The 20,428-nt window shown below is 66.2% G+C and carries 18 protein-coding genes; 13 read left to right on the plus strand and 5 right to left on the minus strand.

Annotated elements, in window-relative coordinates; genetic code table 11:
- Positions 1 to 16: 16 nt before the first annotated feature.
- The gene (locus FQK05_RS20925; protein WP_158970556.1) at positions 17 to 343 is read right to left on the minus strand and encodes a hypothetical protein; all 327 of its coding nucleotides are present in this window, start codon (positions 341 to 343) and stop codon (positions 17 to 19) included.
- On the opposite strand from FQK05_RS20925, the gene FQK05_RS20930 reads away from it, so the two are divergent.
- The 5 genes from FQK05_RS20930 (at position 342) to FQK05_RS20950 (ending at position 6,925) form a co-directional block, all read left to right on the plus strand.
- Positions 342 to 1,589 carry a sarcosine oxidase subunit beta family protein gene (locus FQK05_RS20930; RefSeq protein WP_158970558.1) on the plus strand — a complete coding sequence of 416 codons (1,248 nt, stop codon included), beginning with the start codon at positions 342 to 344 and terminating at the stop codon, positions 1,587 to 1,589. The two genes, FQK05_RS20925 and FQK05_RS20930, sit on opposite strands and share 2 nt — an antisense overlap.
- 10 nt (positions 1,590 to 1,599) lie before the next feature.
- Positions 1,600 to 1,866 (plus strand): sarcosine oxidase subunit delta, encoded by a 267-nt coding sequence (locus FQK05_RS20935; RefSeq protein ID WP_158970560.1) that lies wholly within the window; start codon positions 1,600 to 1,602, stop codon positions 1,864 to 1,866.
- Positions 1,863 to 4,658, plus strand: coding sequence for a 2Fe-2S iron-sulfur cluster-binding protein (locus tag FQK05_RS20940; RefSeq protein WP_158970562.1), 2,796 nt, complete (start codon positions 1,863 to 1,865; stop codon positions 4,656 to 4,658). Before FQK05_RS20935 ends, FQK05_RS20940 begins: the two co-directional genes overlap by 4 nt.
- Positions 4,651 to 5,184, plus strand: coding sequence for an aminomethyltransferase family protein (locus FQK05_RS20945; RefSeq protein ID WP_158970564.1), 534 nt, complete (start codon positions 4,651 to 4,653; stop codon positions 5,182 to 5,184). The genes FQK05_RS20940 and FQK05_RS20945 overlap by 8 nt, the downstream gene beginning before the upstream one ends.
- Before the next feature lie 187 nt (positions 5,185 to 5,371).
- Complete coding sequence (locus FQK05_RS20950; RefSeq protein WP_233270611.1) at positions 5,372 to 6,925, plus strand: aldehyde dehydrogenase; 1,554 nt, start codon at positions 5,372 to 5,374, stop codon at positions 6,923 to 6,925.
- 141 nt (positions 6,926 to 7,066) lie between these two features.
- On the opposite strand, the gene FQK05_RS20955 is transcribed toward FQK05_RS20950, so the two are convergent.
- From FQK05_RS20955 to FQK05_RS20965, 3 genes are all read right to left on the minus strand, one after another.
- Positions 7,067 to 7,849, minus strand: a complete 783-nt coding sequence (locus FQK05_RS20955) for a GntR family transcriptional regulator (protein WP_158970566.1) — start codon at positions 7,847 to 7,849, stop codon at positions 7,067 to 7,069.
- A gap of 66 nt (positions 7,850 to 7,915) precedes the next feature.
- A complete protein-coding gene (locus FQK05_RS20960) occupies positions 7,916 to 8,656 on the minus strand; it encodes a maleate cis-trans isomerase family protein (RefSeq protein ID WP_158970568.1) in 741 nt (246 codons plus the stop codon).
- Positions 8,653 to 9,855 (minus strand): FAD-dependent oxidoreductase, encoded by a 1,203-nt coding sequence (locus tag FQK05_RS20965; protein WP_158970570.1) that lies wholly within the window; start codon positions 9,853 to 9,855, stop codon positions 8,653 to 8,655. Before FQK05_RS20965 ends, FQK05_RS20960 begins: the two co-directional genes overlap by 4 nt.
- Positions 9,856 to 10,014: 159 nt before the next feature.
- On the opposite strand from FQK05_RS20965, the gene hemC reads away from it, so the two are divergent.
- The 7 genes from hemC to FQK05_RS21000 all read left to right on the plus strand — a co-directional run bounded on the left by hemC (position 10,015) and on the right by FQK05_RS21000 (position 17,489).
- Entirely contained in the window at positions 10,015 to 10,956 is a 942-nt protein-coding gene (hemC, locus tag FQK05_RS20970; RefSeq protein WP_158970572.1) for a hydroxymethylbilane synthase, read from the plus strand.
- Between the two features lie 286 nt (positions 10,957 to 11,242).
- Positions 11,243 to 12,286 (plus strand): ABC transporter substrate-binding protein, encoded by a 1,044-nt coding sequence (locus FQK05_RS20975; RefSeq protein ID WP_158970574.1) that lies wholly within the window; start codon positions 11,243 to 11,245, stop codon positions 12,284 to 12,286.
- 91 nt (positions 12,287 to 12,377) lie between these two features.
- Complete coding sequence (locus FQK05_RS20980) at positions 12,378 to 13,562, plus strand: ABC transporter permease (protein WP_158970576.1); 1,185 nt, start codon at positions 12,378 to 12,380, stop codon at positions 13,560 to 13,562.
- Positions 13,559 to 14,353 (plus strand): ABC transporter permease, encoded by a 795-nt coding sequence (locus FQK05_RS20985; protein ID WP_158970578.1) that lies wholly within the window; start codon positions 13,559 to 13,561, stop codon positions 14,351 to 14,353. Before FQK05_RS20980 ends, FQK05_RS20985 begins: the two co-directional genes overlap by 4 nt.
- A 10-nt stretch (positions 14,354 to 14,363) precedes the next feature.
- A complete protein-coding gene (locus FQK05_RS20990) occupies positions 14,364 to 15,479 on the plus strand; it encodes an ABC transporter ATP-binding protein (RefSeq protein WP_158970580.1) in 1,116 nt (371 codons plus the stop codon).
- A gap of 26 nt (positions 15,480 to 15,505) precedes the next feature.
- Positions 15,506 to 16,795 (plus strand): aspartate aminotransferase family protein, encoded by a 1,290-nt coding sequence (locus FQK05_RS20995; protein ID WP_158970582.1) that lies wholly within the window; start codon positions 15,506 to 15,508, stop codon positions 16,793 to 16,795.
- A gap of 151 nt (positions 16,796 to 16,946) precedes the next feature.
- Entirely contained in the window at positions 16,947 to 17,489 is a 543-nt protein-coding gene (locus tag FQK05_RS21000) for a type 2 periplasmic-binding domain-containing protein (RefSeq protein WP_158970584.1), read from the plus strand.
- 864 nt (positions 17,490 to 18,353) lie between these two features.
- On the opposite strand, the gene FQK05_RS21005 is transcribed toward FQK05_RS21000, so the two are convergent.
- The gene (locus tag FQK05_RS21005; protein WP_158970593.1) at positions 18,354 to 19,250 is read right to left on the minus strand and encodes a LysR family transcriptional regulator; all 897 of its coding nucleotides are present in this window, start codon (positions 19,248 to 19,250) and stop codon (positions 18,354 to 18,356) included.
- 103 nt (positions 19,251 to 19,353) lie between these two features.
- On the opposite strand from FQK05_RS21005, the gene FQK05_RS21010 reads away from it, so the two are divergent.
- A complete protein-coding gene (locus tag FQK05_RS21010; RefSeq protein WP_158970595.1) occupies positions 19,354 to 20,403 on the plus strand; it encodes a YeiH family protein in 1,050 nt (349 codons plus the stop codon).
- Positions 20,404 to 20,428 lie beyond the last annotated feature (25 nt).

Raw genomic sequence — 20,428 nt, forward strand, 5'->3', positions numbered from 1 at the left:
ATGCCAATTCGTAAATTTAGTCCAGTTGAAAGCCGGCGCCCCGGGCGGTCTGTGGGGCGGACTCTTTGTGGGGAAGACGGTGATGGGTTTCGATGGAGTGTTCGACTGTGTCTCGGCACGGATCGTCCGGGTTTTGCCGTGTCATCCGCTGCGGACAGACGCGGGCACCGCAGCATGGGCGGTCAGCGCGGTCCGGAAACGTGTCACGCACGTCCGGCGCGTTCGGGCCGATCTGGGTGTTTTCGACGATGCGGCCGCGGCTGCGCACAGCCTTGTCATCCGACTGAAACGAAAAAGATACAAAACTGTGCCGGGCGATCTGCAAGAGGATGTCGCGTAGCATGACCTATTCTGCATTCAGATTGTTTCGCGAAGGGCTTCGTGGCCAGCGCGGCTGGACGCAGGCATGGCGGTCCCCCGATCCGGCGGCCGAATACGACATCGTGATCGTCGGCGGGGGCGGCCACGGGCTGGCCACGGCCTATTATCTGGCCAAGCGGCACGGGCCGCTCCGCGTCGCTGTCGTTGAAAAGGGCTGGCTGGGTGGCGGCAATACCGGGCGCAACACCACCGTGATCCGGTCGAACTACTTCTTCCCCGAAAGCACAGCGCTCTATGATCTGTCGGTACAGCTGTACGAGGGGCTGTCGCGCGAGCTGAACTACAACATCATGTTCTCGCAGCGGGGCATGCTGGTGACCTGCCATTCCGAGGCGGAGATGGAGATGGGCGCCCGTACCGTCAACGCGATCCGGCTGAACGGCACCGACGCCGACCTGCTGGGCACGGCCCAGGTGCGCGCGCTTGCGCCGATCCTGAACTTCTCCCCTGACGCGCGCTATCCGATCCACGGCGCGATCTGGCAGGGCCGGGCTGGCACGGCGCGTCACGATGCGGTGGCCTGGGGCTATGCCCGTGCGGCAGATTCGCTTGGCGTCGACATCATCCAGAATTGCGAGGTCACGGGCTTTGTCGTCGAAGGCGGCACCTGCAAGGGGGTCGAGACCACGCGCGGCACGATCCGGGCAGGCCGCGTGGGAATGGCGGTTGCCGGTCATTCCTCGGCCTTGGGGACCAGGGCGGGGATCGCCTTGCCGATCCAGTCCTATGCGCTCCAGGCCTTCGTGACCGAACCGGTGAAGCCGATCATCGACCAGGTGGCGTTTTCGCCGGCCTATGGCGCTTATTTCTCGCAATCCGACCGGGGCGGGCTGGTGATCGGTGGCGGGCTGGACCGGGTGCCGTCCTATGGCCAGCGGGGCAACACGCCGCTGCATGACGAGGTGCTGGGCGGCCTGGTGGACTTTGCGCCGATCCTGGCCAGGACGAAGCTCTTGCGGCACTGGGCGGGCATCGTCGACGTGACGCCCGACAGCTCTCCCATCCTTGGTGCCAGCGGCCTGCCCGGGCTGTTCCTGAACTGCGGCTGGGGGACGGGCGGGTTCAAGGCGATCCCGGCGGGGGGTTACCTGTTTGCCCATATCCTGGCCGAAGGTGCGCATCACGACATCAGCCGGCCCTTCGACCTGGACCGTTTCGTCACCGGACGCCTGATCGACGAAGGCGCGGCCGCCGGCATCGCGCATTAGGGAACGGACCATGCAACGCTTTACCTGTCCCTTCTGCGGCCTTCGCGACGAACGCGAATTTTCCTTTGCCGGAGAGTCCGGGAAGACCCGGCCAGACACCGCGGCAGAGGTTTCGGACGCGGACTGGTCCGCCTACCTTTTCACCGGCACGAACCCGCGGGGGCGGACGGACGAGATCTGGGTGCATACGCCGTGCCAGGAATATTTCCGCATGATCCGCGACACGGTGACGATGGAGGTCCTCGAAACAGTGCCGCTGCGAAGGGACCCGTCATGACCGGCCGGCGTCTTGGCAAAGGCGGCCTGATCGACAGGGGCCGGCCCCTGTCGTTCCGGTTCGACGGGCGGGAAATTCAGGGGTTCGCCGGCGACACGCTGGCCTCGGCCCTTGTCGCATCGGGCGTGGGCGTGGTTGCGCGAAGTTTCAAGTATCATCGGCCCCGCGGGCTTTGGGCGAACTGGGCCGAGGATCCGAATGCGCTGTTCGACGTGGCGCTGGACGGGGTGACGCGGCCCAATGTCCATGGGGCCACCACGGTGCTGGAAGACGGGATGGAGCTGCGGTCGGTGAACGCCTGGCCTTCGGTTCGGCGGGATCTGAAGGCAGGGCTAGACCTGTTCCACCGCTTCCTGCCGGCAGGCTTCTATTACAAGGCTTTCATGTGGCCCGACTGGCACCTTTTCGAACCGTCGATCCGCCGGATGGCCGGCATGGGCCGGGTGGAACCGGGGGAACCGGGCACACCAGCGCTGAACCGTCACGACCGTTGCGATCTTCTGGTCGTGGGGGGCGGTCTGGCCGGCCTGACGGCGGCCCGCGCCGCGGCCGAGGCCGGGCAGGACGTCGTCCTGGTCGAGGACCATCCTGTGGCCGGCGGCGCGCTGCACGGCTTTGGCGGTACGGTCGACGGTTTGACGGGCGCAGAGTGGGCCGCGGCCCAGATCGCGGCGATCCGCGCCGCAGGTGGCCGGGTGATGTGCGCCACGACAGCGACGGGGATCTACGACCACAGGTTGGTGACACTCGTCACCGCGGCACCCTTTGCGCAGGCGCCCCGGCTGTGCCGGATGCGGGCGGACCGCATCGTGCTGGCCACGGGGGCCGTGGACCGGCCGCTGGTCTTCGACGGCAACGACCGGCCCGGGGTGATGTCCCCCTTCGCCGCGCTGGACCTGCTGGGGCGGCAGGCGGTTCTGGTAGGCAGCCGGATCGCCCTTCTGCATCCACAGCCCGAACCCGTCGCGGCCCGGCTGGAAGCGGCAGGGGCCAGTGTTTCGATCCACGATCCGGCGGCAGAGCGTCTTCGGGTGAAGGGCCGGAAGGCCGTCACCGGGCTTTGCGTTGCCGGGTGCCGGCACGGTTGCGATACGATCCTGGCCGCGGCCGGGTCGACGCCTCTGGTGAACCTCTGGTGTCATGCCGGGGGCAAGCTGGACTGGGTTGAAGCGTCGTTCGTGCCGGGTGAGGGGCCGGAAGGCCTGTCCGTCATCGGCGCCGCGCGGGGCACGTCGGACGACGATGCGATTCGAGAGGAGGCCCGGCAGGCGGCATTGGGCGCAGCCCTGCCACCGCGCGGCCGGCCGGCCAGTGGCCTTCTGCCGAACCCCCTGCGCGGTCGGGCCTGGGTCGACCTCCAGAACGATGTCACCACCGACGACATCGCGCTGGCGGCGCGGGAAAATTTCACCTCGGTCGAGCATCTGAAGCGCTATACCACGCTGGGCATGGGCACCGACCAGGGGCGTAATTCCAATGTGAACGGGCTGGCCCTGATGGCGCAGCACCTGGGCCGGACCGTGCCGGAGGTCGGCACCACGAAATTCCGCCCGCCCTACGTCCCCGTCCCGCTGGAGCTTTACGGCGGCACCCGGACGGGCGCCCTGAACCATGCGCCGAAACGGCTGGTGCTGGAACCGCAGCACCGCGCGCTGGACGCGGCGCTTGGCGAATACGGCGGCTGGCTGCGGCCGGCCTGGTATGCGCGCACCGAACATGCCGGCCGCGCGGACGAGGCGGTGGCACGCGAGGTCCTGCGCACGCGGCAGGTGGCCGGGATCCTGGATGCCTCGCCCCTGGGCAAGATCGAGGTGATGGGCCCCGATGCCGGGGCCTTCCTGAACTTCGTCTATTACAACACCATGGCCACGTTGGAGCCGGGACGGGTGCGGTACGGCTTCATGCTGACGGAGCGGGGCGCGGTCTATGACGACGGTGTGCTGGCGCGGCTGGGTCCGGACCATTTTGTCGTGTCGTGTTCGTCCAGCCATGTCGTGGGCGTCATGCAGCACCTGGAGGCGTGGCGGCAGGACGGCCACGATCCGGACCGGATCCATGTTCACGACGCGACGCAGGCCTGGGCAACGGTGACCGTCACCGGACCCCGTGCGCGGGACATCGTCAGCGACCTGGGTGTGGGCGTCGACCTGAGGGCCTGTGCCTTCCCCCACATGGCGATCCGAGAAGGCCGGTTCCGCAGCGCGCCCGCGCGCGTCTCACGGGTCAGCTTTACCGGAGAGCTGAGCTTCGAGATCTCGGTGCCGCTGGACCGGGCCAGGATCCTGTGGTCCGCGGCGCTGGCCGTCGGGGCACCGATGGGGTCGGGGCCGCTGGGGATGGAGGCACTGTCGATCCTGCGGGCCGAGAAGGGATTTGTCATCATAGGCCAGGATACGACCGGTGACACGATGCCCCACGATCTGGGCTTTGCCGGGCCGCGCGACCGCAAGACGGAGCCCTATGTCGGCGACCACGGGCTGCAGATGGAGGTCGCGCGCGACCCGGACCGCCTGCAACTGGTGGGCCTGCAGGTCCTGGATCATGCCCCGAAACTGGCCCGTGGCGCGCATCTGGTGCGGGGCGCGGCCTCGGGCCGGCCTGTGTCCGAAGGCTATGTGACGTCGAGCTATGACAGCCCGACCCTGCTGCGCCCCATTGCGCTGGCGCTGCTGGCCCGGGGGCACACGCGCATGGGCGAGGCGGTGACGGTCTGGCACATGGGAGAGCTGCGCACGGCCCGGGTCGTGCCCGCCTGTGCCATCGACCCGGAGGGAGGGCGAATGAATGCGTGACGATGCCGACCGCTGGCCCGCCCCGAGCCCCGCCGATGCGATGGTGCTGAATGGCAAGGCCGTCTCGCTTCGCCGCGTGGTGCCTGCACGGCAGGTGCTGGTCAGCGGTGAACGCACCGCCGCCCTGACCCTGGTCGACCTGCCCCGCGCGGCCGGCTGGCCGGAAGAGGCAGGGGATCCGCCCCATGCCCTGTCCCTGCGCCGGGACCGCATCCTGGTGATCGACGGCCCCGCCATGACGGCGGGCTGGTGCGCGGATTTGGGTCTGGCGGTCTCCGACGTGACCTGCGGACTGGCCGTGTTCGAGGTGACGGGCCCTGCCGCCATGACCCTGCTGGCCACCGGCACCGAAATCGCGCTGTCCGAACCCTCTGCCTCGGTCCTGCGGCTGTGGCACGGGTTCGAGGTCATGATCTGCCGGCTGGCCGGGGACAGGTTCCGGATCCACACAGGCGCGGGTCGTGCCGAGGCCCTGTGGCAGACTGCCTGCGCGCAGGCGCGCCTGCTGGAAACCCCCGCGCCCTGAGCGGGGGCCTTTGCGGCCGGAAGTCACCTGAACGCCCACGCCGCGGCACCGTTCGTCCGGCTGGTGCCGAAACCTGTGGCAATCCTCCACGGGCAGGGTGTTCCTGTGCTTGCGCGCAGTCATGTGGCTTGCCAGCTTTCCCGCAAATGCCGTAAAGTAGCAATGATGATACATTTATAGGCCACGCATGACCCTTCATTCCCCGTTCCCCGCCGATGTTTCCCCTGTCTCGCCGGTCGTGCCCACGCCGGTCGCGGACGGACGGATGGTCTATGGCATGTCCATCGACGGCGCTATCGTGCCCGCTGCCGGTGGCGGCGTGATCGAGTCGACCGATCCGGTGACGGGAGAGGTCTGGGCGACCATCCCCCGGGGCCAGCCCGAAGATGTCGATCGCGCCGTCATGGCCGCGCACCGGGCTTTTCACAACCCGGAATGGCGGGGCCTGTCGGCCTCGGCCCGGGGGGCGCTGCTGCGCAAGCTGGCGGATCTGGTGGCCCAGAACGGCGACTGGCTGGCCCATGTCGAAATGAAGGACAATGGCAAGCTTCTGGCGGAACTGAACGTCCAGATGAAATACCTGCCGAACTATTATTATTACTATGGCGGCCTGGCGGACAAGGTTCAGGGGGCGACGATCCCGTCCGACAAGCCCGGGGTCTTCAACTACACCCGCTATGAACCGCTGGGCGTCGTCGCCTGTATCATGCCGTGGAACTCGCCCCTGCCACTAATGTCTTTCAAGCTGGCCCCGGCGCTGGCGGCCGGCAACACGGTGGTGCTGAAACCGTCGGAGTTCACCTCGGCCTCGACACTGGAATTCGTGAAGCTGGCCGAACTGGCAGGGTTCCCCAAAGGCGTGATCAACGTCGTCACGGGCTATGGGCACGAGATGGGGGATGCCCTGGTCAGCCATCCGAAGGTCGAGCGCATCGCCTTCACCGGCGGGCCCGTCGCTGGCCAGAAGATCAACGAGGCCGCAGCACGGTCGATGAAGCGCGTAACGCTGGAACTGGGGGGCAAGTCGCCCAACATCATCTTCGACGACGCGGATCTGGATCAGGCCATCAAGGGTGCAGTGGCCGGGATCTTCGCGGCTTCGGGCCAGACCTGCGTTGCCGGGTCCCGCCTGCTGCTGCAGCGGTCGATCCATGACCAGTTCGTCCAGCGGCTGATCGACTTCCTGGGCGATGTGACCTTCGGTCACCCGTCCGACCCGGGAACCCAGATCGCCCCGATCTCGACCGCGCCGCAGATGGCGAAGATCGAAGAATATGTCGCGATCGCGAAGGGCGAAGGGGCAAAGCTGGTGCGCGGCGGCTGCCGGGCGTCCGTCGAAGGCTATCCGAACGGCCTGTTCTACGAGCCCACGATCTTTACCGACGTCACCAACGACATGCGCATCGCGCAGGAGGAAGTCTTTGGCCCCGTCCTGTCGATCATCCCCTTCGACGACGAGGACGATGCCGTCCGCATCGCCAACGACACGATCTTCGGACTGGCGGCGGGGGTCTGGACCCAGAACCTGGGCCGGGGCGTGCGAATGGCGGAACGGGTGCGGGCCGGGACGGTCTGGGTGAACAACTATCGCTCGACCTCGATCACCTCGCCCTTCGGGGGCTTTGGCCATTCCGGCATCGGCCGCGAGGGCGGAATCACCGGCATCATGGAGTATCTGGAACTGAAAAGCGTGTGGCTGTCGACCGCAGTGGATATCCCGAACCCGTTCATCCGGCGCTAAGGACCGGCTGAAAAACTCGACCAAGTGGACGGAATTCCGGGAATCTGACGTTGGAGCTGGAAGGGCAGCGGCCGCCCCAGGGGGGCAGATCGGCCGCTGCCCGGCCTGCGGCCTGGCGAGACACCCGATTGATCGCATCCTTTAGGTCCGCGGCACCCATTCTGGCGGGCTGGACAGCTGCGTATCCTTCGACAGGCCCATCCGGTATTCGTACATGTCGGGATCGTAGTGGATCTGCAGGAACTCGACCAGCCGGTCATGGGCGTCGAAGACCCAGCGGCGCAGGCTGGTGACGGGGCTTCCCGGCGCGACCTGCAGATAGGCCGCGATGTCGTCCGGCGCGGCCATGGCCGTGACCCGCTGTTCGGCACGGGCGAAATCGAAGCCCTGTTCCTCCAGCGCGGCCAGAACCGTCCGGTTGCCCAGCGTTCCCGCAGACAGGGTCAGCGATTCCGGCGGCAGGACATAGGCGACAGAATGCGAAAACGGCTTCTGTCCCGGCCGCCGGCGGCTGCGGCGGATGCGCAGGGCGCGGTCCGCCAGCGGATGGGCGGCCTGTTCCTTCGCCTCGGCAGGGACGTCCACCTCGGCGAATTCGTGCAGTTCGACCTCGGTCGTTTCCTGGAATTCCAGCGTGTTCTTCTTTAGGCCGGCGATATTGTCGTCGCCGGGCCCGAACTGCAGGTCCGGGTTGACAAAGGTCCCCCGCCCGCGGTGCCGCGTGATCATGTCCGCGGCTTCCAACAGTGCCATCGTGTTCCGGATGGTCACGCGCGATACGCCGAATTCCGCGGCCAGTTCCTGTTCGCTTGGCAGCACCACGCCCACGGGCCAGTGCCCGGCGCGGATCTTCTGTTCAAGGGTCAGGAAGATGCGGAAATAAAGCGGGATGACATTCTGGATGCCCTTGCCTTGCCCGGCCAATGCGATGTCCCCGCCTGTCTAAAGTCTTGTTGTGAAGACTATAGACCAGCGGCAGAACCGCGTCCATCAACCCAGGCAGGCGGCCAGCCGGGGCGCACAGCGGGTCAGATTTTCGGAGGCCGGGATCCCGGTTTCCCGCTGCAGCCACCAGGCCGAACACAGGTTCGACGACAGGAACGGCAGGTCCGACGTCTTCGCCGCCTCCAGCCCGGCGGGGACGCTCAGCATGCCCGTACCGCTCATCACCACGGCGTCGATGTCCGGATTGACCCGCGAAAGGGCCGAAACCACCTCGGACGTGGTCAGCTCATAGGCCCGGAATTCTTCCGAAATCGTGACGACCTGCGCGACCTTGTAGCCCGCGGCCTCCCAGAAGGCGGCGGCTTTCGACGTCAGCCATTCGGGGTAGGGGGACACCAGCGCGATCCGCTTTGCCTTCAGCGCGGACAGTGCGTCCAGGATCGCAAGGCTGGCAGTGGCGACCGGGGCGCCCTTGGCGGCGGTCAGGCGCCGGCATTGTTCGACGTCGCCCTGGGGCAGCAGGCGATAGGACGGTCCGGTCAGGCCGACGATCGTGGCGGCCAGCCTGATCGCACCGAAGGCCCCAAGACAGGGTTCGTAATGGTCGAGGTAAGCCTGGTTGCGTTCGTCCAGCGTCGTGTTGGGCATCACCGGAAAGCGCGCGGCATGAAGGGCGATGGTTTCGGACAGCAGGAACCGCAGCTCCAGCTCTACCGTCGGGTTGGCGGGCGGCACCAGAACGCCGACACGGGCGGTCGGGTTCAGCAGGTCTTCGGACAGGGTCATGCGCTTGCCTTCGCTTTTGTCGTCGCACCGTCCCGCGGCGGCGCCATGTCGAGCATCGTGGTCCGCAGCAGCATTTGCCGCGCCGTCGCGGGATCGGCCGCAGTGGCGGTCACGTGGTCCAGCCAGTTGTCGCTGCCGGTGACATTGCGGTCCGTACGGGGCAGCAATTCGTCCTTTGCGACCTGCCATCGATGCCGGGCGGCCGCCTGCGCCGGGGCAGGGTCGCCGGCCGTCAGCGCGGCAAGGATGCCATGGCCCAGTTCATAGGCGTCGTGGATCCCGCAATTCATGTTCATGCCGCCGCGGGTATTGGTCAGGTGCAGCGCGTCGCCGATGATAAAGACGCGGCCCGCGCAATTGCTGTCAGCCAGCATTTTCCGTGCGCCATAGATGTCCAGCGTCCGCAGGGTCAGCCGTTCGGGCGCGTCCGGGACATAGCGGTGGACGACCGGCATGTACCATTCCGGCTTCACCACCTGATCCGGGTCGAAATCGGCGCCCAGCCGGATGATTACCCGCCAGCAATCCGGCATCTGCAGGAAGCTGAGCGACGATCCGTCCGTGTCGAAGACATAGCTGATTTGGCCTAGGTCGGGCAGGTACTCTTCCATCCGGTCGGTCACGACCAGACGCAGGACTTTGCCGGGATAATCGGTGCCGGTCATGCCGATCCCCAGCCCCTCGCGCACCGCGCTGTGGGCCCCGTCCGAGCCTATGACATAGTCGGCCTCGAACCGTTCGGCGCCCCGGGCTGTGTCGAATGTGTCGACCCAGGCGGCGGTGTCGTCGCTGCCGACGGTCACCGCTTCGGCCCCGAAACGCAGGGTGGCCAGGGGGGATTTTTTCAGTTCTTCCAGAAGCAGGCGGCTGACGACGTGCTGTTCCAGGTGAAGCCGGAACGGATAGGGGGTGGCATCGCCCAGCAGGGCATGGTCGAATTCCGCCAGCACGCGGCCGTCGGTCGCACGGTACTGGATCCGGTCGGCAATCCGGCCCTGGTCCAGCATCGGCTGGATGATGCCGAATTCGGCCAGCATCTCCAGCGTCGGGGGATGGAAGGTCGATGCCTTGGATGCCGTTCCCAGTGCATCGCGTTTTTCCAAGACCAGAACGGAAACGCCGTTCCGCACCAGAAAGACCGCAGCGGACAGTCCTACGGGGCCTGCACCGACGATGATTACCTGGGCCTTTTTCGTCACGCCTATCTCCACGTCCTGCTCGTCTTTGGTGTGTTCAATGTCTGCAATAGTTTTATGTCTCATACAAGATACATTTGTCGCGGTTTCGTGAGTCGCCCGCAAAGGCGGCACTGTTGAAACGGCATTGCCCGTCACGGGCCATGATTGTATGCGGTCAGAATGCCAGAGCTTGACGCCAGCAAACCGTTCAGAATCGGGACCCGCGGGTCGCCGCTTGCCGTTGCGCAAGCGCATGAGACGCGCCATCTGCTGTCCCACGCCCATGGAATTCCCCTCGACGGCTTCGAGATCGTGACGATCAAGACCACCGCCGACAGGGTACAGGACCGACTGCTGAAGGAAATCGGCGGCAAGGGCCTGTTCACCAAGGAAATCGAGGAGGCGCTTCTCGACAACCGGATCGACATCGCGGTCCATTGCGTCAAGGACATGGCGGTGGCCGAGCCCGACGGGCTGATCACCGAATGCTTCATGAAGCGCGAAGACCCGCGTGACGCCTTTATCGGGGCCGAAGTCGAAAGCCTGGACGACCTGCCGCAAGGTGCGGTGGTGGGCAGTGCGTCGCTTCGGCGCCGGGCGCAGATGCTGAATCTGCGGCCGGACCTGCAGATGGTGAACTTCCGCGGCAGCATCCAGACGCGGCTGCAGAAACTGGAAGACGGTGTCGCCTCGGCCACTTTGCTGGCGATGGCGGGGCTGAACCGGCTGGGCATGCAGTCGCTGAGCCGGAACCCGATTCCTCTGGACGTGATGACACCTGCCGTGGGGCAGGGGGCGCTTGCGGTCCAGCGTCGCAGCAACGACGACTATGCCGCCACATTGATCGAGACGCTGCACCACCCGGAAACCGAACGCCAGATGGCCGCAGAACGCAGCTTCCTGGCCACGCTGGAAGGGTCCTGCCAGACCCCCATCGCGGGCTATGCCCAGATTCGGGGCGACCGTCTGCACCTGCGGGGCGAGATCCTGCGCCCCGACGGGACCGAGGTTCTGGCGACCGAGGGCGAGACCTGCCTGAGCAATGCCGCCGAGATGGGCGAAGACCTGGCGCGCCAATTGCTGGGCCGCGCGCCGGCCGACTTCTTCTACTGGCGGACCTGAGTCCCCCCGAACGCCCCCTCACCGCACACGTCGGGCTTGTACGCCCCGAAGGACTGCCCAATTTCCGGGCAGTTCTGCCGTTTTGCATTCCGCCCCACCGATATGTTGCACCGCGGAGGCCTGATAAATCTTGCATCGGCTTCAAATGTATTAAACATACTACTATACGATCTTTGCGCAGCCGTGCCGCTCCGGAGCTTCCGGGCTTGATGGTTCGAAGCAGGGACGGGAAGAATTACAACAGCAGGCCTGCCCCGGGCGGCCACAACAAGGAGAGACGCTCGACATGGCGATTCGCGGTTTCACGACACCCACCCTGCTGGCGCTTCCGCTGGCCCTGGGCCTTGCGACGGCCGGCCAGGCACGCGATCTGACGATCGTGGGCTTCGGCGGCGGCTATCAGGATTCGGCGCGCGAGCACCTGTTCGAGGCCTACGAAAAGGCCACCGGCACGCCGGTCAGCGACGACGTCTACAACGGCGAGATGGCCAAGATCTATGCCATGGTCGACAGCGGGAACGTCACCTACGACATCGTCATGATCGAGGCGCCGGAAATGGTGCGTGCCTGCGAGGACGGCGTTCTGGCGCAGATCGACTATGACGTGATCGAGAAGTCGAAATTCATTCCCTCGGCCATCGCGACCTGCGGCGTGGGCGGCACCGGCTGGGGTGCGGCGATGTTCTACAACAACGACAAGCACCCGGACGGTCCGCAAACCTTCGCGGACTTCTGGGACACCGAGAAGTTCCCGGGCAAGCGGTCGCTGCGGTCGGGCCCCAAGATGACGCTGGAAGCCGCGATCATGGCCGATGGCGTTCCAGCGGCCGAAGTCTATGACGTGCTGTCCACGCCCGAAGGCGTCGACCGCGCCTTCGCCAAGCTGGACGAGATCAAGGACGACATCGTCTGGTGGACCTCTGGCGCGCAGCCCCTGCAATTCGTGGGGTCGGGCGAAGTCGACTATGCGCTGGCCTATACCGGCCGGGTGCTGAAGGCGGCCAATACCGAGGGCCTGCCCTACAGCCTGCACTGGGACACGCTGCTTTATTCCATCGACTACTGGACCGTGATCGCCGGGTCGGAATACGAAGGCGAGGCGATGAAGATGATCGACTTCATCACCGACATGGACCAACTGAAGAACCAGGCTGCGGTCTGGGCCATCTCTCCCGCCGTGAAGGAGTTCATCGCGGATCCCGAGATGGCCGAAAAGAACTCCGGCGCTGTGCTGAACCACTCTGATGAAGGCCTGTTCATCGACACCGAGTTCTGGATCGAACACGGCGACGACCTGAACGCGCGTTTCGCCTCGTGGGCAGCGCAGTAATCGCATCCCTGTTGCGGGGCGGCCCCATGGGTTGCCCCGCACCCCGGACGACGCCGGACAAGCGCCCTTCGTACCCAATCATGGACGCCGCATGACCCGGAATTCCAAGGCAGGCCTGGCCCTGATCGCCCCGCTGTTGGTGCTGATCCTCGCCGGCTTCGTCCTTCCCATTGCATCGACCGCGCTGAAGGCCTTCGACAATCCGGAGGTTTCGGCAGCCCTTCCCCGCACCACGGTGGCCCTGGGCCAGTGGGACGGCGCAGCACCTCTGCCCGACGCGGTGCCCGACGCCTTCGTGGCCGACCTGCAGGACGCGATGGGCAACCGTGCATTCGGCCAGATGACCCGCCGCCTGAATTTCGAGGAATCGGGGATGCGGTCCCTGTTCTTCAAGGCCCGCCGCGCGGCGCCCGGGCTGGAACGCCCCTATGCGCAGGCCCTGGCCGAAGTCGATCCCGAATGGGGCCGGATCGAGACCTGGCAGATGCTGAAAACCCATTCCAACCCCTATACCGCCAGCTACGTGCTGCGGTCGCTGGATCTGCGGATGGAGCCCGACGGGACCATCGTGAAGGTGGAACCGGAACAGGCGATCTTCGTCGACCTGTTCATCCGGACCTTCGCCATCTCGATCTGGGTTACAGTGATCGCCGTGCTGCTGGGCTATCCCACCGCCTATGTGCTTTCGACGCTGAAGGGCCGGATGGAAAGCCTGGCGCTGCTGTGCGTGCTGGTGCCGTTCTGGATTTCCATCCTGGTACGGTCGACCGCCTGGTTCATCATCCTGCAACGCGAAGGCCCGATCAACGCGGCCCTGCAGTTCGCGGGCCTGATCGGCGAACCGCAGGCGATCATCTTCACCCGGCCTGCGGTCTATATCGCCATGGTCCATGTGCTGCTGCCGTTCTTCATCCTGCCGCTTCTGTCGGTGATGAAGCGGATCCGGGCGGATTACGTGCGTGCCGCCGCCTCGCTGGGCGCACGGCCCTGGCAGCAGTTCCTGCTGGTCTACCTGCCGATGACCATGCCCGGCGTCGCCGCCGGGGCGCTGATGGTCTTCATGCTGTCCGTGGGCTTTTACGTCACGCCGGCGCTGGTGGGCGGGCTGCGCGACCAAATGGTCAGCTACTACATCGCCTATTTCACCAACACGACGATCAACCTGGGGATGGCGGCCGCGCTGTCGCTGCTTCTGCTGGTCATGACCGGCGTGCTGGTCGCCGTCGCGGGCAAGCTGATGCCCGGCATGGGCGGCAAGCAGGGGGCAAGGTCATGATGCGCGCCGTCCGGATCTTTGCCGTCCTGGTCCTGATCTTCCTGGTCTCGCCCATCCTGGTGATCTTTCCGCTGTCCTTTTCGTCCGGAGAGGTCCTGACGCTTCCCACCCCCGGCTGGTCGCTGCGCTGGTTCCAGGACTTCTTCCTGAACGAACGCTGGCTGTTGGCGACAAAGCACAGCGTCATCGTGGGACTGGCGACCATGGTGGTGGCCACCGTGCTGGGAACGCTGGCGGCCTTCGGCCTCTACCTGTCCGACTTTCGCGGCAAGAAGGTGGTGATGGCCGTGCTCTCCCTGCCCATGGTCGTGCCGGTGATCGTCACCGCATCGTCCATGTACGTGGCCTTTTCCGTCGTGGGCCTGACCAATTCGCTGACCGGCCTTGTCATCGCCCACACGATCATCGCGGCACCTTACGTCGTCATCACCGTGCTGGCCGCCGTCCAGACCTTCGACATGACCCTGATGCGCGCGGCCCTGTCGCTGGGCGCGAACCCGGTTCGGGCCTTCATCGAGGTCGTGATGCCCATGATCATGCCCGGAATCGTCGCGGGCGCGGTCTTTGCCTTCGCCACATCCTTCGACGAGCTGGTGATCGCCATCTTCCTGACAGGCCCCGAACAGTTCACCCTGCCGCGCCAGATGTTCGCCGGCCTGCGCGAGATGCTGTCGCCCACCATCGCCGCCGCGGCGGTCGTCATGATCGGCTTCTCGGTCGTGCTTCTTCTGATCACCGAATACGCAAGAACCCGGGGCGAGCGCCTGAAGCAGCGCGCCGCCGGGGAATAGGAACCGACCGATGTCCTCTGAAAACCCGCCCAAGGAACAGTTCGTCCGCTTCGAAGGGGTACGGAAGAGCTATGATGGCACCGTGCAGGTCGTGCGGGACCTGAACCTGTCGATCCGGGAAGGCGAGTTCCTGACCCTGCTGGGCCCGTCGGGGTCGGGCAAGACCACCACACTGATGATGCTGGCAGGGTTCGAAAAGCCGACCGCAGGAAAGATCCTGTTCGACGGCCAGGTCATCAACGACATGCCGACTTACAAGCGCAACTTCGGAATGGTGTTCCAGAACTATGCGCTGTTCCCCCACATGACGGTGGCGGAAAACGTGGCCTTCCCCCTGCGGATGCACCGTTTCCCGAAATCCGAACAGGCGGAACGCGTGACCCGGGCGCTGGACATGGTGCAGCTGCACCGGATCGCCGACCGCCATCCGACCCAGCTGTCGGGCGGCCAGCAGCAGCGCGTCGCGCTGGCCCGCGCGTTGGTGTTCGAGCCAAAGATGGTGCTGATGGACGAACCGCTGGGAGCGCTCGACAAGCAGCTGCGGGAGCACATGCAGCTGGAAATCCGCGCACTGCACGAAAAGCTGGGCCTGACGATGCTTTACGTCACGCACGACCAGTCCGAGGCGCTGACCATGTCGGACCGCGTCGCCATCTTCAACGACGGGGAAATCCAGCACATCGACGCCCCGTCCGAGGTTTACGACCGCCCCCGGAACGCCTTCGTGGCCAAGTTCATGGGCGAAAACAACGCGGTCGAAGGCACCGTCACCGCCCGTGACGGCGACGTGATCACCCTGCGGACGGCCGCGGGACGCGACCTGCACGGCACTGCGGTCGACGATCTGGCCATTGGGCAGGGGGCGCAGGTGCTGGTCCGGCCGGAACAGATCTCGCTGGGCGGGCTTCCGGCGGACGGGTTCGACAGTTTCGAGGCCACGGTCGCCGACAAGATCTATCACGGCGACCACCTGCGCATCGTGCTGGAAATCGCGGGCCTGGGCCAGGTCACCGCGACCTTCGCCCATGCCGAGGCAGAGCTGCACCCCGAGATCGGCCAGACCCTGACAATTCGCTGGCGCATCGCCAATGCGCTGGCCTTCGCGCCCGACGGACCCGCCCGATGAAGCATACCCAGTTGAAGGTTGACCCGATGACGACCACCCAAGCCCCCTTCGTCGCCCCCGCGCTGGACTATCGCGCGCGGGCCTTGAAATCCGTGGCATTCGGCGTCTCCTCCACCCCCCGCGGCCGGCAATTGCCCGCCCCCGTGGTGGTTGACCGGGCCGAAGGCGCTCATGTCTGGGATATCTCGGGCAGTCGCTTCGTGGACTACGCCCTGGGCTATGGCCCGCTGATCCTGGGCCACACGCCTGCGCCGGTCCTGGCCCGCGTCCGGGCCGAACTGGACCGCGGCCTGCGCACCGCGACGGTCCACAAGGGAGAAGCCGAGCTGGGCGAGTTGATCGCCGATACGCTGCCTTCGGCAGAGCTCAGCGCCTTCGTGTCCTCGGGGTCCGAGGCGATCCAGCTGGCGCTGCGCATCGCGCGCGCCTCGACGGGACGGACGAAGGTCGTGAAGTTCCGCGGCAATTATCACGGCTGGTTCGACAATATCCAGGTCGCGGGCACGCCCGGGAACGACGGGGCGGATGCCATCGGGCAGGACCCGGGCGCGGCCGCGTCGGTCGTGCCGATGGACTGGGGCGATCTGGCCGCGCTGGAGGCGGAGCTGACCACCGATTTCGCCGCCGTCATCCTGGAGCCCGTCGCCGTGAACGGCGGCTGTTTCATGCCGCCCGAAGGCTTCCTGCAGGGCGTCCGCGACCTGACCCGAAAACTGGGCATCGTCCTGATCTTCGACGAGGTCATCACCGGCTATCGTCTGGACCTTGGCGGTGCGCAGCGGCTGGCCGGTGTGACCCCGGACCTGACCGTCATCGGCAAGGCCATGGGCGCAGGCTTTCCGATCAGCGCCGTCGCGGGTACGCAGGCCGCGATGGAGCCCGTCTCTTCGGGCCGTCTTCTTCATCGGGGCACCTTCAACGGCAACCCGGTCAGCGTCGGCGCCGCCTGCGCCTGCATCGCGCACCTGCGGGACAATGCCACCACGATCTATCCGGGGATGGACACCCAGGCGGCGGATCTTGCGGCCCATATCCGGGCGACGGCCGATGCTGCCGACCTGCCCCTGTCGGTCGCGCGGACGGGATCGGCGCTTCAGATCTTCATGGGCCTGCGGGAACTGACCGGCCTGTCGGATCTGCCCCGGATCGACCGTGACGCAACGATGGCTTTCACAGGCGATCTGCTGGTGAACGGGGTCCAGGCGATCTCTCGCGGGCTGATGTACCTGTCGGCCGCCCATACCGACGATGACATTGCCGTGACCAAGGACGCCTTTACCCGGGCCATTGCAGGCGCCGCTGCACGGCTGGACTGACTGGACCCGCCGCCTTTGCAGGCATCCGGGCGCAAAGCCACCTTCAACGGCCAGTCTGTGCCAAATGACGTAGATGCCGGTTTGCCTGTCGCCGCCGTACGCACTACTGTAGCAGGGAAGGCACCGGACCAAACCGGGGAGCGAGGCTTCGATGAATGTCGCGAATTATACCCTGAACATCCTCAGCACCACCGTAGACAAGTTGCCCGGCGGGGCACATGAAATCGTGGTGCGCTATGAAGGCAAGGGCGACCCGGACGAGGTGCGCAAGACCATTCAGGCGACCGATCTGAATACCCTGATCACCGCCTGCGAGGAGCTGGCGCGCGAGATCTTCCAGAAGGAATTCCGTCTGAACGCCGAAGTGAACATGAGCTTTGCCCTGAACGACGAGAACGGGCTGAAGCTGTGGCACACCAAGCCGAACCTCTACATCAAGTGCCCGCTGACCATGACCATGGACTGGTCCTGTTCGCACCTGAGGCAGGCGCACAAGACCATGACGACGCTGGGCGTGATCGAGCTGCCCGATGAAATCCCGCTGGACGGCAATGCCGTGGGAGTCGAGGAGACGGTGAGCGTGATCCTCGATTCGATGGCCACGGGCGTCGAGTTCATGGGCAACGTCATGTACATGCGCAGCATGGTCGACCACGAGACCCTGGCCAAGCAGGGCGTGGTCGAGGAGAGCTGAGGCGTTCTGCCTGTTGTCCGCCGACGAAGAGGCGGCGGGACGTGTCCATTCCTGCCGGAAGGATGTCATCTGACGCGTTGAACATGGGTCGACCGCGCCCCGGTCTTGCAGCTGATTGAGACAGCCATTCCTGCCGTCGGCCGACCCATCCAGATCCCGTGGCCGCGCTTCGGCGTCATGAACACGGGGTGGCCGCCTTCGACCGGGTTCGGATCCCGCCGCGCGGCACGCCAGATCGGCCTGAACCGACAGGACGCCGCCATGTTCCGACCGACGATGTTGCGGCCGGGGCCAAGAGTCTTGCGGCCCGTCCGGACGGTGGCAGGTCCGCCTGAAGACCACGTAACTCAAGGCGCCGTGCCCGGCTTGCCGGACCTGGGCGCAGACTAGGTTACAAGAGGTCAGATTTTCGGCGCAAACTCACCTGAGGGTCAAGACGGCAAGCGCGATCAGGAGCGATCCCGCATTCATTCAACATAAGACTGATTCCAGAACAAGAAAGCGCCACTTGCCGAATGCAGGACTACCTTGCCTTGGCAAGTTCGAAATTGGCTTACGCCCCACACGATACCCTTCCGCACTTTATTCTCGGATCGATTTTGAGCATCGCCACTTTGACCTGTCCCGTCGCATATGCCGTCGAAGAACGTGGCCCCGCCGGTGCTAGGGGCGCAGCACATGGATTTTGCCGCCCCCATCGCGCAAAATGCGGCCGGTGGGCCGTCACCGCCACCAAGAAACAATCGGCCACGAGCACGAAGACGGTCCAGGCCACCCCCGCCGGCAGTCGAGATCGCGTCCGGCCACAGGCCGGTGCGCAGTCGATCATTCAAGGGGGCAGTCGTGCTGGGACCTGTTGCGCCCTTACGAAGCGGCGCCCAGGGCCTCCAGGAAGGCCCGCGCGGCCCGACTGGGATGGCGGCCGGCATGGGCGATGGCGCTGAAGCTGCGGTCGGGCAGAGGGAAACCCGCCACGCATAAACGACCGCTGGCGATATGGGCGTCGGCCGACAGGATCGACACGACCGTCGCCGCCCGCCCCGGGGCCAGCGCGGCCAGGCAGGCCTCGTTCGAGGGCAGAATCAAGGCGTCCTTGAGCATCGCCGGATCGGCGCCATGTCCGGCCAGCGCAACCTCGAACGCAGCACGGGTGCCAGAGCCCGGTTCGCGCATCACCCATTGCGCGCGGGCAAGGTCCGCGGCCGTCAGCGGATGCCCGTCGGCCCAGGGATGCGACGGTGCGACAATCACCGCCAGCCGGTCGCCGCCCACGACATGGCTGTCGAGCACCTGCGCCCCGATCATGCCGTCCACCACGCCTTCGATCACGCCGACCTCGGCCTGACCCCCGACGACGCGGTCCACAGCGCTGGCGGTGTTCAGGGTGACCAGTTCGGGATCGACCGCGGGATGGGCCTGCCGGAAGGCCAGGATCCGGGCCGGCAGCCAGTAGGTCGCGACGGTCTGGCTGGCCACGATCCGAAGCGGGCCCGCGGGCGTGCCGGCGAAATCGGCCAGAAGCGCCTCGGCCCGGTCCGCCTCCTCCACCACGGCCCGGGCGGCGGGGACAAAGCGGCGGCCATCCTCGGTCAGTTCGATCTCGCGCCCGATACGGTTGAAAAGCACGACGTCATGGCGCCGCTCCAGCGCCGCGATGGCCGCGCTGACCGCGGACTGGGTGCGGTTCAGAAGCCGCGCGGCACCCGTCACGTGCTGAAGCCGGGCGACGGTCAGAAAGATGCGAAGCTGGTCGAGCGTCATGGTCAATCGATAGACAAACCAGATCAGAACGACAAATATTATTCGATATTCCTGTTTGATCGACCGACCTATGCAGCAGGGGTTCAGGATAGGTTCCCCTCCCATGCCCCACTCTGCCCCCTCCCGCGTTCTGACCGATGCCTCGCCCGCCCGGCTGCCGTCCCTGCTGGCCGATCTGGCGCCCGGGCTGGCACTCTGCGCAGGCGTGGCGGGGCTTGCTCTGGTCCTGCGGCAGGTCACGGGGCTGGCGGCGGTCAGCCCAATGGTGGGCGCAATCCTCGTCGGCATGGCCATCGGCAACCTTTGGCGCCCACCGGCACTGTTCCGGCCGGGAATGGCGCTGGCGCTGAAAGGGCTTCTGCGGGCAGGGATCGTCCTTCTGGGGGTGCGGATCACGCTGGGCGAGGTGCTGGACCTTGGTCCGACCGCCATCGGCGTGACGGTGGGAACGATGGCCCTGACTTTCGGCGCGGTGCTGGGTATGGGGCGCCTGCTGGGCCTGCCCCGCCCGGTGACCGAGGTCATCGCGGCCGGAACATCGGTCTGTGGCGCCTCGGCCATCATGGCCGCCGCTCCCCTGGCCCGCGCGGACGAGGAGGACGTGGCCTATGGGCTGGCCACAGTCACCCTGTTCGGGACCCTGTCGATGCTGCTCTACCCCTTCATCGGCGGGGCGCTGGGGCTGCAGCCCCTGCCCTTCGGGCTTTGGGCCGGGGCCACGATCCACGAGGTGGGTCAGGTCACCGCCACCGCCTTTCAGGCGGGCGAGGCGGCGGGCCACGCCGGCACGGTGGCAAAGCTGTTGCGTGTGTCTCTTCTGGTCGCGGTGCTGTTCGCGCTGATCCTGCGACGGCGAAGCGAGACGTCGACGCAGGCCGAAACCGGCCCGGTGAAGATCGGCGTACCCCCTTACGTGCTGATGTTCGCGGGGCTGATGGTCGTGAACAGCCTGCTTCCCCTGCCCGAAGTTGCGGTCGCGACGCTGGGTACCGGGTCCACCGCGCTGATGACAGTGGCGCTGGCCGCGATGGGGCTGGGGACCGACATCCGGGCGCTGGCGCGGCGGGGGCTGCGGCCGCTGATGCTGGGCCTCGGCGCCTGGATCTTCGTGTCGGTCACCGGACTGGGGCTGGTGCTCTGGCTGGTGGGCTGAGGCGCCCGGCCCCGTGCAGGGACCG

This window comes from Chachezhania sediminis (genome assembly GCF_009765275.1).
GTDB lineage: Bacteria > Pseudomonadota > Alphaproteobacteria > Rhodobacterales > Rhodobacteraceae > Chachezhania > Chachezhania sediminis.

Bases quoted from the DNA above. Each gene is read 5' to 3' on its own strand.
- FQK05_RS20930 (WP_158970558.1), top strand. From the start codon at position 342: ATGACCTATTCTGCATTCAGATTGTTTCGCGAAGGGCTTCGTGGCCAG.
- FQK05_RS20925 (WP_158970556.1), bottom strand. From the start codon at position 343: ATGCTACGCGACATCCTCTTGCAGATCGCCCGGCACAGTTTTGTATCT.
- FQK05_RS20935 (WP_158970560.1), top strand. From the start codon at position 1,600: ATGCAACGCTTTACCTGTCCCTTCTGCGGCCTTCGCGACGAACGCGAA.
- FQK05_RS20940 (WP_158970562.1), top strand. From the start codon at position 1,863: ATGACCGGCCGGCGTCTTGGCAAAGGCGGCCTGATCGACAGGGGCCGG.
- FQK05_RS20945 (WP_158970564.1), top strand. From the start codon at position 4,651: ATGCGTGACGATGCCGACCGCTGGCCCGCCCCGAGCCCCGCCGATGCG.
- FQK05_RS20950 (WP_233270611.1), top strand. From the start codon at position 5,372: ATGACCCTTCATTCCCCGTTCCCCGCCGATGTTTCCCCTGTCTCGCCG.
- FQK05_RS20960 (WP_158970568.1), bottom strand. From the start codon at position 8,656: ATGACCCTGTCCGAAGACCTGCTGAACCCGACCGCCCGTGTCGGCGTT.
- hemC (WP_158970572.1), top strand. From the start codon at position 10,015: ATGCCAGAGCTTGACGCCAGCAAACCGTTCAGAATCGGGACCCGCGGG.
- FQK05_RS20975 (WP_158970574.1), top strand. From the start codon at position 11,243: ATGGCGATTCGCGGTTTCACGACACCCACCCTGCTGGCGCTTCCGCTG.
- FQK05_RS20980 (WP_158970576.1), top strand. From the start codon at position 12,378: ATGACCCGGAATTCCAAGGCAGGCCTGGCCCTGATCGCCCCGCTGTTG.
- FQK05_RS20985 (WP_158970578.1), top strand. From the start codon at position 13,559: ATGATGCGCGCCGTCCGGATCTTTGCCGTCCTGGTCCTGATCTTCCTG.
- FQK05_RS20990 (WP_158970580.1), top strand. From the start codon at position 14,364: ATGTCCTCTGAAAACCCGCCCAAGGAACAGTTCGTCCGCTTCGAAGGG.
- FQK05_RS20995 (WP_158970582.1), top strand. From the start codon at position 15,506: ATGACGACCACCCAAGCCCCCTTCGTCGCCCCCGCGCTGGACTATCGC.
- FQK05_RS21000 (WP_158970584.1), top strand. From the start codon at position 16,947: ATGAATGTCGCGAATTATACCCTGAACATCCTCAGCACCACCGTAGAC.
- FQK05_RS21005 (WP_158970593.1), bottom strand. From the start codon at position 19,250: ATGACGCTCGACCAGCTTCGCATCTTTCTGACCGTCGCCCGGCTTCAG.
- FQK05_RS21010 (WP_158970595.1), top strand. From the start codon at position 19,354: ATGCCCCACTCTGCCCCCTCCCGCGTTCTGACCGATGCCTCGCCCGCC.